The sequence below is a fragment of the Marinobacter sp. genome, from assembly GCF_041984545.1.
Lineage (GTDB): Bacteria > Pseudomonadota > Gammaproteobacteria > Pseudomonadales > Oleiphilaceae > Marinobacter.
In genome coordinates this window covers 1-14,943 of sequence record NZ_JBHIXV010000043.1, presented here as the reverse complement: position 1 = coordinate 14,943, position 14,943 = coordinate 1, and the positions used below count along the sequence as shown (strand labels likewise).

The window sequence follows — 14,943 nt, the reverse complement described above, 5'->3', positions numbered from 1 at the left end:
CGAGCGGGTCCCGGAAAGCCGCACCACACGGCGGCCCTACTCCGCAGCCAAATAAAATCAGCGGCCGACGACTTTCTCGGCTTCCTCCACCGGCGTGTGCCGAACGTCCTCGCCTTTGACCATGAAGATCACGTTCTCGGCGATGTTGCAGGCGTGGTCGCCCACACGCTCGAGGGCACGCAGCACCCACATCACCGACATGCACCGTGAGATGTTGCGGGTGTCTTCCATCATGAACGTCAGCAGGGTTCGGGCCGCCGCCTGATACTCCTCGTCAACGCGCTTGTCTTCCTTCATGATCCGCAACGCCTGCTCGGAATCCAGTCGGGCGAAGGCATCGAGGGCATCGTGGAGCATGCTGAGCACGTGGGTGCCAATGTGGCGAACCTCCACGTAGCCCCGGGGGGCCTGGCCTTCTTCCTGCAGTTTAATGGCCAGCTTGGCGATCTTCTTGGCCTCGTCACCGACCCGCTCCAGATCGGCCACCATCTTGATTACCGAGATGACCAGCCGCAGATCCCGCGCAGTCGGTTGGCGGCGGGCGATGATCAGCGTGGCTTCCTCATCGATCTCGATCTCCATCCGGTCGACTTTCTTGTCGTTAGCGCGGATTTCATCGGCCATGTGGCCATCACCGTCAACCAGGGCCTGAATCGCGTTCTCAACCTGGGCTTCCACCATGCCGCCCATTTTCAGGAACTCGGTCTTGAGCGCCATGAGTTCATCATTGAACTTGTGGGAGATGTGATCTCCGTAAACGTCGTCCTTCTTCGTTGGCATACTGTTCTTCTCCAAAATTCCTCGGGTCCGGAATCAGCCGAAACGGCCGGTAATGTAGGACTCTGTCAGTTGATGCTCCGGCGAGGTGAACACCTTGTTGGTCTCGTTCACTTCCACCAGATGGCCCAGATGGAAATAGGCTGTGCGGTGGGAAACCCGGGCCGCCTGCTGCATGGAGTGGGTCACGATCACTATGGTGTAGCTCTCGGACAGCTCCGCAATCAGCTCTTCAATCTTCGCCGTGGCAATCGGGTCGAGGGCCGAGCATGGCTCGTCCATCAGCACCACTTCCGGGCTCACCGCAATGGCGCGGGCAATACACAGGCGCTGCTGCTGACCGCCAGACATACCGGTAGCGGTGGCATCCAGGCGGTCCTTGACCTCGTCCCACAAGCCAGCCTTGCGCAGGCTGTTCTCGACGATGTCGTCCAGATCCGACTTGCGGTTCGCCAGGCCGTGAATACGGGGGCCGTAGGCGACGTTATCGTAGATCGATTTAGGGAACGGGTTCGGCTTCTGGAACACCATACCCACCCGGGCACGGAGCTCCACCACATCCCGCTTGGGATCGTAGATGTCGTGGTCGTCCAGTTGCAGGGAACCTTTGACCCGGCAGATATCGATGCTGTCGTTCATACGATTCAGGCAGCGCAGGAAGGTGGACTTACCGCAGCCGGAGGGCCCGATGAAGGCGATTACTTCATTGCGACCGATATCCAGACTGATGTTCTTGATGGCGCGATCCTGGCCATAAAACACCTCGACATTACGGAGCTTGAACTTGGGATCGTCAGAGAACGGGTGGCCTACGGTTTTGCCTTCCGCGATCGTGGTCTCCGCGGGCCGCTCTTCCTGAACCGGAATGTTAGCCTCTTCTGGCTGTTCCGCCTCGCTGGTCACGGTTGCATTCAGCTTATTCATCAAATTCCTCCTTACCACCGGCGCTCGAGTCGCTTGCGCAGCCAGATGGCCAATGCATTCATACCAATCAGGAAGGTCAGCAGCACCATAATGGCCGCTGACGCACGCTCAATAAAGGCCAGTTCCGGGCTGCCCGCCCACAGGAACACCTGCACCGGCAGCACGGTAGCCGAATCGAAGAAGCCCTCGGGCACATCCACAATGAAGGCCACCATGCCGATCAGCAGCAGCGGCGCGGTCTCGCCCAGGGCCTGGGCCATGCCGATGATGGAGCCGGTCAGCATGCCCGGCATGGCCAGGGGCAGTACGTGGTGCAGCACCACCTGCATCTTTGAGGCACCAATGCCCTCGGCCGCTTCCCGGATGGAGGGCGGCACGCTCTTGATGGCGGCGCGGCTCGAGATGATGATGGTGGGCAGTGTCATCAGGGTGAGCACCAGGCCGCCAACAACGGGAACCGAGCGCGGCATGCCAAACAGGTTGATGAACACCGCCAGACCCAGAAGGCCGAAAATGATCGACGGTACCGCTGCCAGGTTGTTGATGTTGACCTCGATAAAGTCAGTCAGCTTGTTCTGGGGGGCAAACTCCTCCAGGTAGATCGCCGCAGCCACGCCGATGGGGAACGACAGCGCCAACGTCACAACCATGGTCAGCAGAGAGCCGACAATGGCCCCGAGAATGCCCGCCCTTGAAGGGTCCCGGGAGTCGCCACCTTTAAAAAACACGTCGTTGAACGAGGTATCAATGACGCCCCGCTCGTACAACCTATCCACCCAGGCCTGCTGCTGTTCGTTGAGTTTGATGGAGTAGGCCTCGTCGCCGGCGTGTTTGACGTAGACATCCACGTCGGTATGGGCGAGAAACGTCATGGTCTGCGTGGTGTTGAGCAGATCCGGGTTGTTCTTGAGTGCCTCCCGCAGCTGATTGCCCGCATAGGGGTTGATCAGGTCGCGCACTTCGTCCCGATCAGACGGGCCGGCGTCGGGGATCTCCTGCATCAGGGCCCGCACCAGGGGCTCCACGAAATCCGCCATTTTCATCTGACGCGCATCCGAGGCATCGTCCAGGTACATGGCCTCGCCGTCGATGTTCACGTCCAGGGTAATAGTGGTTTTCACGAAGGCACTGTGACCCTTGCCGATGATGTCAGCAAACAGGATCACCAGGGCGCCCAGGGCAATGGCGATGGCTGCCATGCCGTAGGCGCGAAAACGGCGCTCCTTGCGGTAGCGACGCTTGAGCGACTGGCGGACGATCTCCGCCTGGGTACGTTGATCAGTCATACTGTTCCCGATATTTGCGGACAATTTTCAGAGCAATGACGTTGAGCAGCAGTGTCGCCACAAACAGCATGGCGCCCAGGGCGAAGGCCGCCAGGGTCTTGGCGCTGTCGAATTCCTGGTCACCGGTGAGCAGGGTGACGATCTGCACGGTCACCGTGGTGACTGACTCCAGCGGGTTGGCCGTCAGGTTGGCGGCAAGGCCCGCGGCCATGACCACGATCATGGTTTCGCCAATGGCGCGGGAAACCGCCAGCAGAACTCCCCCCATAATGCCGGGCAATGCCGCCGGGAAGATCACCTTTTTCATGGTTTCGGACTGGGTGGCGCCCAGCGCGAGTGAGCCGTCCCGGAGGTTCTGTGGCACGGCGTTGATCACGTCATCCGACAGTGACGAAACAAAGGGAATGATCATGATGCCCATCACACCGCCGGCCGCCAGGGCGCTCTGGGACGAGGCGTCAATCCCCAGGGATGCGGCAAAATCACTGATGAAGGGCGCCACGGTGAGCGCGGCGAAAAAGCCGTAGACCACGGTCGGAATGCCCGCGAGCATTTCCAGCAGCGGCTTGAAAATTCCCCGGACCCGCTTGTTCGCGTATTCCGAAAGGTAAATGGCCGAGAGCAGACCCACAGGAACCGCCACCACCATGGCAATGGCGGAGATCAACAGGGTGCCGGTGAACAGGGGCACCATGCCGAAGGCACCTTCTGCCGCGACCTGGTCGGCCCGGAGTGCCGTCTGGGGGCTCCATTGGGTGCCGAAGAAAAACTCGAAGAACGAAATTTTCTGGAAAAACCGGATGGTTTCAAAAGCAACCGAGAAGACAATGCCCACGGTGGTGAGAATGGCAAGCGCCGCACAGGCGAAGAAGATCCACTTCAACGTCGTTTCCACCTGGCTTCGGGCGTTCAGCGTCGGACGAATGCGCAACCAGCCCAGGAAACCCGCCAGTACCGCCACCGCAACCACCAGCACCGTCATGTACAGCCGGCTCTGGGCGCGCAGTGATTTCAGTCGTTCTGCCGCTTCCGCCACCGGCGCTTCGACAAAGCCCGGCGGCAGCGCGCCGCTGGCCACGTTACTGATCTGGCTGAGTAGAAGACTGGCCTGCCCTTCGCCCTCGGGTACCAACTCTGGCGGCAATGAACCAATCACCAGCAGCTGGATAACTTTGCCCTGAAACGCGGCCCAGAGGGCCAGCACAATCAGCGCGGGAATACCGCACCAGAGCGCGGCGCGGGCACCGTAGTAGAACGGCAGCGATTTGAGATGCCGGATACCGCCCATGGGCATGGCCAGGGAGCGGGAGCGGGCATATCCAAGACCATAGGCCACCGCGATACAGACGATGACCAATAGCATGAGGTTAGCCGGTTGCATGAAAGTTCCTGTTTGGCACGTTTAGCAGGTCTCAAGTGTAAAGGGTCGGGTACCGGTTCGCACCCGGAACCCTGACGTGCGAAAGGGTGCGGCCCCGAAGAGCCGCACCCTTTTGCTCGTCTGGCGTGAAAGCCGGGCTTACATCAGCTCGTCTTTCGCCAGGTTCGGCATGTTTTCAGCCTTGTCCTGAAGCTGCATCAGGGCATCGCGCGGGGGCACAATCAGACCCACGCTCTTCAGGTAGCCGTTCGGGCCCATGGCGCCGGGGCTGGTGAATTCAGCCACATACTCGGCAATGCCCGGAACAACACCAACGTGCGCCTTCTTTACATAGAAGAACAGGGAACGGGCCACCGGGTACTCGTCCGCAGCAATGGCCTCGGCGGTCGGAACCACTCCGTTCAGGGTGGCGGCCTGCAGTCGGTCGGCGTTCTCTTCCAGGAAGCTGTAGCCGAACACACCGTACATGTCGGTATCGCCGATCAGCTTCTGCACGATCAGGTTGTCGTTCTCGCCGGCTTCGATAAAGGCGCCGTCTTCACGAATGCTCTGGCAGACCGCTTCCATGTCGTCTTCGCTCATGTTGGCAACCGCCGGCAGATCCTCACAGCCACCCTGCAGGGCCAGCTCGTTGAAGGAGTCACGGGTACCCGATGTCGGGGGCGGACCCATCACACGAATCGGCTTGTTCGGCAGACTGGAGTCAATGTCGCTCCACTTCTTGTACGGGTTGGCAACCAACTCGTTTTCGTTCTTGGGGTTGGGCACTTCCTTGCCCAGGGCCAGGAACAGCTGCTCCAGGGTGATTTCGAGGTTTTTGGCCTCCTTGGAACTGGCGATCACGATACCGTCGGAACCGATGCGGAACTCGGTGATGTCCTTCACGCCGTTGCCCTGGCACAGATCAAACTCGGAAGGCTTCATGCGACGGGAAGCGTTGGTGATGTCCGGGTGCTGAAGCCCCACGCCCTGGCAGAACAGTTTCAGACCGCCGCCGGAACCGGTGGATTCGAGCTTGGGAGTCGGGAAATCCGAGTTGGCACCAAAACGCTCGGCAACCACAGTGGCGAACGGATAAACCGTGGAAGAACCCACGATGCTGATGGTGTCACGGGCCATGGCCGGTGCGGACAGGGCGGCCACCGAGCCGGCCAGTGCAACGGTCGCGAGTGCTTTGTTCAGTTTCGTCACGTCGAGTCTCCATTATTGGTTTGGACGTTGTGTCGGATGTCTTTTACCGATGGGTGCAGACTAATGGCACTCTGTGACAACTTTGTTACAGTCTCTGAAATATAGTTGGGAAAACTGAAATTTGCTTGCAGCGGCGCGCAAGGCAGTTACCATGCGGGGAACAACAATTCCAGGCATGCGCTGAGGCAGTACGATGACAGCATTCGACGATGACAAACCCACGCCCAGGGGCGAATTGACGCTCCAGGTCATTCCCCTTCCCGCAGACACCAACGCCAATGGCGATGTGTTCGCAGGCTGGCTGGTCAAGCAGATGGATCTGGCCGCCAACACCGTGGCCGGTCGTATCTCCCAGGGCCGCAACGCCACCGTGGCGATGGACAGGATGGAATTCCTGTCGCCGCTGCGGGTCGGCTCACAGGTGGGCTGCTATTGCGAGCTGGTAGACATCGGCCGAAGCTCCATGAAAATCAACGTGGAGGTCTGGACCCTGGACCGCACCGCCAGGACTCCCCGTAAGGTCACCGAGGGCCTGTTTGTCTACGTCGCCATTGATGAGCACGGTCGTATCCGGGAAGTGCCAGACCAGGGACTCTGATCCGTCAGCCGGGCGCCTGCCCGGCGATCATCTGATCGAATAACGACCGGTAATCCGCGGCCAGCCGGCTTGCCCTCCACGCCTGCGGCACACATTCGGGCGGACGGCCGGCCATCAGGCACGCCAGTTGATCGGCGGCGGCCTCGGCTTCCCGCCCGGGCTCCTGGTCATGGCTGGCGTATCGGCAAGACCCGGGCACGTACTCACGGTAGGCAAGCCGGTCTGGCGCCAGTGGCACGCAGCCCGAAGCCATCGCCTCGAGCATCGCCAGACCCTGGAAGTCATGCAGGGCCGTGGAAACCACGACATCTGCCTGGCTCAGAAGCTGGTCGTAGCTTGCCCGGTTTTCCAGATAGCCCCAGTGATCGATCCGCCCGTCGAACGCCTCGCGTATCTGGTCGAATACCTTCGGATACTGGCGGAACCGCTCCCCCACCACGCTGAGCCGGAACGGAATCGATCGCTGCCTTAACACCTGCAATAGCCCCAGTAGCCGTTCTGGCCCCTTGTCATACTCCCACCGATGGTTCCAGAGCAGATGCGGTCTGGCGGGTAAAGGCCGCGCCGGACGGTCGAGGAACAGCCGGTCCTCTATGGGCACCGGCAGCACCCGGGCCTTGTGCCTAAGCTGGTCCACCAGTTCCCGGGGCACCTGATCCGGCAGCCGGTCCAGGAAAGTGGACACACCGGACAAAAAGCTGTCCCGGTTCCAGGCACTGTTGAACACCACCTGTTCGGCCGAAAGGGCGCTGTAAAGATTCACCATCTGGGGATCGACGCTGGCGTTCTGGCCGCTGGACACCGGGAACGCGAACTGGTTTTCGTGCATGTACAGCAGGCAGGGCGTGGCCGCCAGGTGCGGGTTGAGGCCGCGCAGGGTGGCCAGATCCACCATGGAGGTGGCGATGACCAGATCCCAGCGCTGCTTTACCAGTGGCTCGTTAAGCCAGCTCAGGGGATTGCCACGAATACGCCAGCGGAAATACCGCGGCGCCAGCGCCAGATGGTGCCAGTCGTAATCCGGGCAGAGGGTCTTGATCTGCTCGCGCCAGCGCCGGTGGCTGGCGGCATCGTAGGCAGAAAGCACAAGAATTCGTGGAAGGGCGCCCTTTGGCGGCAGCGTCTCAGACATAAACCTAGGAAACCGCGGCCTGCTTCCGATAGCGGGCAAGGGACCAGAGACCGAACACCGGCCCGGGAATCAGCAACCACACCACCCCGCTGCCCAACTCTGCCCAGAGACCACTGGTCAGCCAGATCGCCGGCAGGGTCAGCCCGAACCCCACGGCGTTCATCACCGCCAGGGACGACCCGACCGATTCCCTCGGCGCCGTGGCCGAGGCCAGTGCCGAGAACTGTGGTGAATCGGCCACCACGGCAATACCCCAGACGATCAGCAGGAGAATGAGCAACACCGGCGGCAGACCGCCCAACCAGGGATAGGCGAGGCAGAAGGCGCCGGAGACCGTCAGCGCCCGTCGGGCCACCCATTCGCTGCCCAGGGTCCGGCTGAGCCGGCCACCACCCACGCAGCCAGCCGCTCCAATACCGATCACCGCAAATGACAGCCACGGGATCCAGGCATCACTCTGCCCCAGGCGCTGCAGTTCCCGGCCAATCAGCAGGGGCACCAGGGTCCAGAACGCATAGAGCTCCCACATGTGGCCGAAGTAGCCACCGGCCACTGCCCGGAACTGCGGCATTCGCAGGGCCGCCAATCCCTGGCTCAGTGGCAGTCGGCCATTGCTCCTGGGCAGGTGGGGGCCATCGCCCAGTACCAACACCAGGGCTCCACCGGCCAGCGCCAGGCAGGAGGCCGTCATCAGTGGCCACTCCCAGGGCATGCCCAGGGTGACCCCGCGCATCAGGTGAGGCAGGGCTGTCCCGAGGGTCAGCATGCCCACCAGCCAGGCCAGGGCGGCGCCGGCGTACCTGGGCGTCCAGGCGATCACCATTTTCATACCGAGCGGGTAAATGCCGGCCAGGCAGAGGCCAGTGGCGAACCGAAGCGCGAAATCCAACGGCGGCGCACCGGCGGCAAAAATGAACCCGCCGTTGACCAGGGCTCCCAGCAGGCTCGACAGGGCAAAGATCCGGCTGGCACCAAAGCGGTCCGCCAGGCCAGTCACGGCGATGGTCAGGGTACCGGCGATAAAGCCCGCCTGAACCGCCAGGGTCAACCGGCCCAGGTCGCTTTCCGTCAGTCCCAGTTGCGCCGAGAGCGAAAGCCAAACGCCGTTGATGCTGAACCAGAGCGACGTGCCAAAGAGTTGAGCCAGAACGATGACGGGCAGTGGATAACGTTTCAGCAGGTTGGTCATGGTCGTTGTCTTGTTGTTGTCTTTTTTGATCGCGTGATGGCAACAGCCTAGCTGGCACCGGCCAGAACGCCCATCCTACTTTGGTCTCTCTACCGTCAGGCCGGTACCGGCCGGCGCGCGGGCAGCCTCACCGACAACAGGGCTGCCGCGGCCACCAGGGCCGATGAGATCCACAGGCACGCCTCCAGCCCCCAGGCCTGGTAAACCCAACCGGACAGGACCGTACCCAGCAGGCGGCCGGCGGCATTGGACATGTAGTAGAAGCCCACATCCAGCGACACGCCATCGCCCCTGGCGTAGCTCACGATGAGATAACTGTGCAGGGACGAGTTGACGGCAAATACCACCCCGAACAGCAGCAGCCCACCAACGATGACCGCTTGCGGCGACCAACCCAGCGCCAGGCCCATGGCAATCGCGGCCGGAATCAGCGCCAGCGCCGTGGCCCAGAACACCGCCGGCTGTTTGCCTTCCTGGTTGCCGGTCATGCGCGGCGCGAGGGTCTGGATAAAGCCGTAGCCAATGATCCAGGCGGCCATGAAGCCGCCCACCTGCCAGAAATCCCAGCCAAACACCGTGTGCAGGTACACCGGCAAGGCCACCACAAACCAGACGTCCCGGGCTCCGAACAGACACATTCGGGCGGCGGACAGCACGTTGATGGCCCGGCTCTTGGACAGGATTTCCCGGAACTTCGGTTTGGCTTTGCTCTTGCCCAGGTCCCGCCCCAGCAGGAACAGGCTGGCCAGCCAGACCAGCCCCAGCGCCACGGCCATAATGCTCACAGCGCCCTTGAAACCCGCGGCCATCAGCAACACGCCACCCAGGAAGAAGCCGACGCCTTTCAGGGTGTTCTTGGAGCCGGTGAGAATCGCTACCCACTTGTAGAGGGTGCCCTGCTGCTCGTCGGGCACCAGCAACTTGATGCCGCTCTTGGCGGACATCTTGTTCAGGTCCTTGGCAATCCCGGAAAGCGCCTGGGCCGCCATCACCCAGGGTACCGTGAGCATGGCCGCCGGTACCGCCAGCATGGCCAGCGCTACAATCTGCAGGAACAGCCCGATGTTCATGGTGCGGTTCAGGCCCCAGCGGGCGCCCAGATAGCCACCCACCAGGTTGGTCACCACCCCGAAGAACTCGTAGAAGATGAACAGCAGGGCGATGGCCAGGGGCGAGTAACCCAACTGGTGGAAATGCAGCACCACCAGCATCCGCAGGGCGCCATCGGTGAGCGTGAAGGCCCAGTAGTTGCCGGTGATCACCAGGTACTGGCGGATGGCGGCCGTCATATCAGGCAGCACCCACCTTGCGCGCTAGCTCGGCGGTGCGGTTGGCGTAGCCCCATTCGTTGTCATACCAGGCGTAGAGTTTCACCTGGGTGCCGTTGACCACCAGGGTGGACAGGGCATCGACGATAGACGAACGCGGGTCGGTCTTGTAATCAATTGAAACCAGCGGGCGCTCTTCATAGCCCAGAATGCCTTTCAGCTCGCCTTCGGCCGCGTCTTTGAGCAGTTTGTTTACAGTTTCACGGTCCGTGGCCTTCTCCACTTCAAAGACACAATCGGTCAGTGACGCGTTAGTAAGCGGAATTCGCACCGCATGACCGTCCAGACGACCTTTCAGTTCCGGGAAGATCTCGATAATCGCCGTTGCCGAGCCGGTGCTGGTGGGGATCAGTGAGCTGCCGCAGGCGCGTGCCCGGCGCAGATCCTTGTGAGGCGCATCGATGATGGTCTGGGTGTTGGTCAGGCTGTGGATGGTGGTGATGGAGCCGTGCCTGATACCCAGCTTCTCGTGAATCACCTTGACCACCGGCGCCAGACAGTTGGTGGTACAGGAGGCGGCGGTAACAATACGGTCGTTGGCCGGATCGAAAATATCATCGTTCACGCCCACCACAATGTTTTTGGCACCAGGCTCCTTCACCGGCGCAGTCACCAACACCCGCTTCACGCCCTGATCCAGATAGGCCTGCAGCACGTTTACCTTCCGATTTACACCGCTGGCCTCAATCAACAGATCGCAGCCGGACCAGTCGGTTTCACCGATGGTTCTATTATGCGTTACACGGATTCGCTGGCCGCCGATCACGATGGCGGTGCCGTCGGACTCCGCCTCATGCGCCCAGCGGCCATGCACGCTGTCAAAGTTCAGCAGGTGCGCCAGGGTGGCGGCATCGGCGCCCGGGTCGTTGATCGCCACAAACTCCATGTCGGGCCAGCCCCAGGCGGCCCGAAGTGCCAGGCGGCCAATGCGACCGAATCCGTTGATGCCTACTTTGATCTTGCTCATAGTCTGCTCCAGATAAACCTGTTCCGTAGATAAAACCGCGCCGCCACTACAGGCACTGAACAGACGGGCGGTCTGCCATGGCCTGTAATCGCGCAAGTGAATTCTCTATCAATCCGCCGTTTTGGCTGGCGGTTTCCTCCAGCACCCGACCCAGCCACTGCGGAATGCCAGGGTTCAGGGAATAATAGATCCACTGACCACGGCGCTCTGTTGCCAGCAGGCCCGCATCCCGCAAGGTGGCCAGATGCCGGCTGACCTTTGGCTGGGGCGCCTCAAAAGCTTCGGTAAGCTCGCAGACGCAGAGTTGTCCCTGGCTGCGGATCAGTAACAGCGCCGCAAGGCGAAAATCGTCGGCCAGAGCCTTGAACACCGTGACCGGCTCATAGCTGGCGGGTTTCGCTCCGGTTTCTTTCTGGTGGACCAGCGCGAACAGCGCAATGCGCTCCCTGATTTCCTTGAGAGTAAGGGCAAAGGTGGCGTGGCGATTTGCCGGCACCGGATCGGCAAAATCCCAGGCAATCTGCTGAGCGGGCTGGCAGACCGTACCGCACTCGTTTGCGGCTTTCTCGCACAGGGTGATGACATAATCCCAGTATTGCCTCTGCACTTCGGCCAACTGCTTGCTATGCAGGCCTTCAGTGGATATTCCGGCTTCCTTCAGCACCTGCAGTGCGATCGGGTGAGGCCTGGTAGGCTCGGTACCGGCACTGGCCACTTCAAAGCGGTCTCCAGCCATATCCCTAAGCAAGGCTTCTGCCATCAGAGAACGGGCACTGTTGGCGGTACAGACGAATAAAACACGGCGCTTCATATCTGAATTTCCATATATTCGTTTTCACGCATATCTATATTTGTGCATAATAGTCACCGCATCTTCACGAGTAAAGGAATTGGGGCAACATGACGACCAACCCAGACACAGCCCAGAAGGAGGGCTACGGCGAAGGCATGGATCTCTTTGGAAGGTACCTGTCGTTGTGGGTGGCCCTGGCCATCATCGCCGGCGTGGCCCTCGGCCAGTTCGTGCCTGTGGTGCCGGAAACCCTGTCCCGTTTCGAATACGCGCAGGTCTCCATCCCTATCGCTATTCTGATCTGGGCGATGATTTTCCCGATGATGGCGCAGATTGATTTCAGTGCAGTGGTCGGTGTACGGAAAGAACCGAAAGGCTTGGCGGTCACCACCATCGTCAACTGGCTGATCAAGCCTTTCACCATGTTCGCCATAGCCTGGTTCTTCCTGATGGTGGTTTTCGAACCATGGATCGCGCCGGGACTGGCCAGTGAGTACCTGGCCGGAGCGATCCTGTTGGGTGCGGCGCCCTGCACCGCCATGGTGTTCGTATGGAGTTACCTGACCAAAGGTGATGCCGCCTACACTCTGGTTCAGGTATCGCTCAACGACATCATCATGCTGTTCGCTTTCGCCCCGATTGTGGTGTTCCTGCTGGGCATTTCCGATATCCAGGTGCCCTGGGATACCGTGCTGTTATCCGTGGTGCTGTATATTGTGATTCCGCTAACCGCCGGCTACCTGACCCGGCGCTTCCTGATTTCGCGCCACGGTCAGCAGTGGTATGACGATGTGTTCATGAAGCGGCTCAGCCCGGTCACCCCGGCGGCACTGATCGTCACGCTGGTGCTGCTGTTCGCCTTCCAGGGTGAAGTGATCCTGAACAATCCCCTGCACATCTTGCTGATCGCCGTACCATTGGTTGTTCAAACCTTCCTGATCTTCTTCCTGGCCTACGGCTCGGCGAGGCTCTGGAAAGTACGCCACTGCATCGCAGCGCCGGGCGCCATGATTGGTGCCAGCAACTTCTTCGAACTGGCCGTGGCCGCCGCCATTGCCCTGTTCGGCCTGCAATCCGGTGCCGCGCTGGCAACTGTCGTCGGGGTTCTGGTGGAGGTGCCACTGATGCTGGTGCTGGTTCGCATTGCCAACCAGACCCGGGACCGGTTCCCGACCTAGGATACACCGGCCAGTCCCTGGCTTTTGATCACCGCGTTGCGCTCACTTCCACGCCCTGTTCAGCCCCGCGCCTGCCTGCTAATATCGCCGCCACATCTCCGATGCACTGACACCGACGGAACCCACGCAATGGACGTTTTCCAGGCCCTTTTCCTTGGCCTTCTCCAGGGACTGACCGAATTTCTGCCCATCTCCAGCTCCGCCCACCTGATTCTCACGCCGGCGCTTTTCGGCTGGACCGATCAGGGCGTGGGTTTTGATCTGTCCGTGCACGTGGGCACGCTGCTGGCCGTGGTGCTGTATTTTCGCCAGGACGTCTTCGGCATTGCCCGGGACGGCCTGATCTCGGTCTCGCGACGCAAAATCGTGGGCCAGGGCGCCCTGGCCTGGTACCTGGTGCTGGGCACCATCCCGGCGGGCCTGGCCGGCCTGGCACTGCTGGATATGATCGACAACGAACTGCGGGCCGTGGAAGTCATCTTCTTCACCACCCTGTTCTTCGGCCTATTGCTGGGCGTTGCAGACTGGCTGCCCAAACGCCAGCGCACCCTGGACACACTCAACTGGAAAGACGCCGTCCTCGTCGGCGTCGCCCAGGCCATGGCCCTGGTCCCCGGCACCTCCCGCTCCGGCGTTACCATCACCGCCGGCCTGTTCCTGGGCATGACCCGGGAAACCGCCTCCCGCTTTTCGTTTCTGCTGGCAATTCCCATTATCGTGCTGGCGTCGGCGGTAAAACTGCTGGAAGTGGCAACTTCGGATGTTGCGGTGGACTGGAGTGGCTTCCTGATCGGCGGAGTAACCTCATTCCTGATGGCCATCACAGCGATCCACTTCTTCCTGAAGTGGCTGAACAAGGTGGGGATGTGGCCGTATGTGATCTACCGGATTGTTCTGGCGGGTGTGATTTACGCAGTTCTTATGTAAACGCGGCGCCCAGCAAAGAGTCTGAAGCGCAGGGTTGGGGTGGCCTTTCCAAAACTGTGCGGAGCCATGGATGGCGGAGCCCAAGCGTCACATGGGTGAGGCCGAGCGCTTATGAAGCGAAGCTTCATGCGACAGCCGAACGACTGCAATCTGTGATTGCAGGCTGGACCCCGGAGGGGTGCCGCAAGGAGCGTGTTTTGGAAAGGCCACCCCAACCCTGTGCACGCACCCAAACTAGCAGGCCTCCAAAGGCGCATACGCCAGAACCAGCCACTTGGCGCCCTCATCAAAGTTCACCTGCACCCGAGTATGGTGCCCGGTGCCCTCGGAATTCATCACGATGCCCTCGCCAAACTTGGGATGGCGTACCCGTTGCCCCAGGCTGAAGCCTGATTGCTGCGCCGAATCCTGGCTGAACATGCTCTCATTCGGACGCTCGACCATGGCCGGACGGGTGACGGTATTTCGCAGCCGCACTTCCTGCAGACAGTCGCCCGGAATCTCCCGCACAAACCGGGACAACGCGTTGAACTTTTCCTGACCGTACAAACGCCGGGATTCGGCGTAAGTGAGTACCAGCTTCTTCATGGCCCGGGTTATGCCCACGTAGGCCAGTCGGCGCTCCTCTTCCATGCGACCCGGCTCTTCCAGGGACATGCCGTGGGGGAACAGACCCTCTTCCACGCCGGCCAGGAACACGAGTGGGAATTCCAGGCCCTTGGCGGAGTGCAATGTCATCAACTGAACACTATCTTCATGGTCTTCGGCCTGAGATTCACCGGCATCCAGAGCCGCCTGGGCAATGAATTCCGACAGGGCATTCACCAGTTCCTCCAGGTTTTCCACCCGAGCCTGGCCTTTCTCGCCTTTCTCGCTGGCGTGATAGTCCTTCAGTCCGCTGTTTTCGATGGTCTGCTTCATCAGGCCATGCAAAGACGCATCGCCGACCATTTCGGAGAGACCTTCGATAATGGCAATGAAAGACTGCAGCCCGGTTTTGGCCCGGCCTTTCACCTGTCCGGCGTCCAGCAGCCGCTCGGCGGATTCCCACAGGGAGATGCTTTGCTCGGTGGCGTATTCCCGAAGTTCAGCGAGACTTTTTGCGCCTATGCCACGGGGCGGCACGTTCACCACTCGCTCAAATGCTGCATCGTCGCGGCGATACTGGACCAGCCTCAGGTACGCCAGGGCGTTTCGGATTTCCTGGCGGTCATAGAAACGCAGACCTCCATAGACCCGATATGGGATCCCCTGGCGCATCAGCGATTCTTC

The 14,943-nt window shown here is 60.9% G+C and carries 14 protein-coding genes; 3 read left to right on the top strand and 11 right to left on the bottom strand.

Features of this window, described 5'->3' with window-relative positions:
- Positions 1 to 57 precede the first annotated feature (57 nt).
- The 5 genes from phoU to ACFC20_RS15915 form a co-directional block, all read right to left on the bottom strand.
- Positions 58 to 780 carry a phosphate signaling complex protein PhoU gene (gene phoU / locus ACFC20_RS15935; RefSeq protein WP_375193866.1) on the bottom strand — a complete coding sequence of 241 codons (723 nt, stop codon included), beginning with the start codon at positions 778 to 780 and terminating at the stop codon, positions 58 to 60.
- Between the two features lie 33 nt (positions 781 to 813).
- Complete coding sequence (pstB, locus tag ACFC20_RS15930; RefSeq protein ID WP_375193865.1) at positions 814 to 1,701, bottom strand: phosphate ABC transporter ATP-binding protein PstB; 888 nt, start codon at positions 1,699 to 1,701, stop codon at positions 814 to 816.
- A gap of 11 nt (positions 1,702 to 1,712) precedes the next feature.
- Entirely contained in the window at positions 1,713 to 2,987 is a 1,275-nt protein-coding gene (gene pstA, locus ACFC20_RS15925) for a phosphate ABC transporter permease PstA (protein WP_375193864.1), read from the bottom strand.
- Positions 2,980 to 4,368 carry a phosphate ABC transporter permease subunit PstC gene (pstC, locus tag ACFC20_RS15920; RefSeq protein ID WP_375193863.1) on the bottom strand — a complete coding sequence of 463 codons (1,389 nt, stop codon included), beginning with the start codon at positions 4,366 to 4,368 and terminating at the stop codon, positions 2,980 to 2,982. The genes pstA and pstC overlap by 8 nt, the downstream gene beginning before the upstream one ends.
- Positions 4,369 to 4,506: 138 nt before the next feature.
- Positions 4,507 to 5,559, bottom strand: a complete 1,053-nt coding sequence (locus ACFC20_RS15915; protein WP_375193862.1) for a substrate-binding domain-containing protein — start codon at positions 5,557 to 5,559, stop codon at positions 4,507 to 4,509.
- 193 nt (positions 5,560 to 5,752) lie between these two features.
- On the opposite strand from ACFC20_RS15915, the gene ACFC20_RS15910 reads away from it, so the two are divergent.
- Positions 5,753 to 6,157, top strand: coding sequence for an acyl-CoA thioesterase (locus ACFC20_RS15910; protein ID WP_375183020.1), 405 nt, complete (start codon positions 5,753 to 5,755; stop codon positions 6,155 to 6,157).
- Positions 6,158 to 6,161: 4 nt separating this feature from the next.
- Here ACFC20_RS15910 and ACFC20_RS15905 read toward each other — a convergent pair whose 3' ends face one another.
- The 5 genes from ACFC20_RS15905 to ACFC20_RS15885 all read right to left on the bottom strand — a co-directional run bounded on the left by ACFC20_RS15905 (position 6,162) and on the right by ACFC20_RS15885 (position 11,584).
- A complete protein-coding gene (locus ACFC20_RS15905) occupies positions 6,162 to 7,289 on the bottom strand; it encodes a DUF3524 domain-containing protein (RefSeq protein ID WP_375193861.1) in 1,128 nt (375 codons plus the stop codon).
- Between the two features lie 4 nt (positions 7,290 to 7,293).
- Positions 7,294 to 8,478 (bottom strand): MFS transporter, encoded by a 1,185-nt coding sequence (locus ACFC20_RS15900; RefSeq protein WP_375183022.1) that lies wholly within the window; start codon positions 8,476 to 8,478, stop codon positions 7,294 to 7,296.
- 95 nt (positions 8,479 to 8,573) lie between these two features.
- Complete coding sequence (gene arsJ / locus ACFC20_RS15895; protein WP_375193860.1) at positions 8,574 to 9,767, bottom strand: organoarsenical effux MFS transporter ArsJ; 1,194 nt, start codon at positions 9,765 to 9,767, stop codon at positions 8,574 to 8,576.
- A gap of 1 nt (position 9,768) precedes the next feature.
- Positions 9,769 to 10,773 carry an ArsJ-associated glyceraldehyde-3-phosphate dehydrogenase gene (locus tag ACFC20_RS15890; RefSeq protein ID WP_375193859.1) on the bottom strand — a complete coding sequence of 335 codons (1,005 nt, stop codon included), beginning with the start codon at positions 10,771 to 10,773 and terminating at the stop codon, positions 9,769 to 9,771.
- Between the two features lie 46 nt (positions 10,774 to 10,819).
- Entirely contained in the window at positions 10,820 to 11,584 is a 765-nt protein-coding gene (locus ACFC20_RS15885; RefSeq protein ID WP_375183025.1) for a metalloregulator ArsR/SmtB family transcription factor, read from the bottom strand.
- Between the two features lie 89 nt (positions 11,585 to 11,673).
- Here ACFC20_RS15885 and arsB point away from each other — a divergent pair, with 89 nt between their 5' ends.
- The gene (gene arsB, locus ACFC20_RS15880; RefSeq protein WP_375183026.1) at positions 11,674 to 12,744 is read left to right on the top strand and encodes an ACR3 family arsenite efflux transporter; all 1,071 of its coding nucleotides are present in this window, start codon (positions 11,674 to 11,676) and stop codon (positions 12,742 to 12,744) included.
- A gap of 129 nt (positions 12,745 to 12,873) precedes the next feature.
- Complete coding sequence (locus ACFC20_RS15875; RefSeq protein WP_375183027.1) at positions 12,874 to 13,671, top strand: undecaprenyl-diphosphate phosphatase; 798 nt, start codon at positions 12,874 to 12,876, stop codon at positions 13,669 to 13,671.
- A 234-nt stretch (positions 13,672 to 13,905) separates the two neighbouring features.
- On the opposite strand, the gene ACFC20_RS15870 is transcribed toward ACFC20_RS15875, so the two are convergent.
- Positions 13,906 to 14,943: 3'-5' exonuclease (locus ACFC20_RS15870; protein WP_375193858.1), on the bottom strand; the 1,038-nt coding region annotated here is incomplete at its 5' end.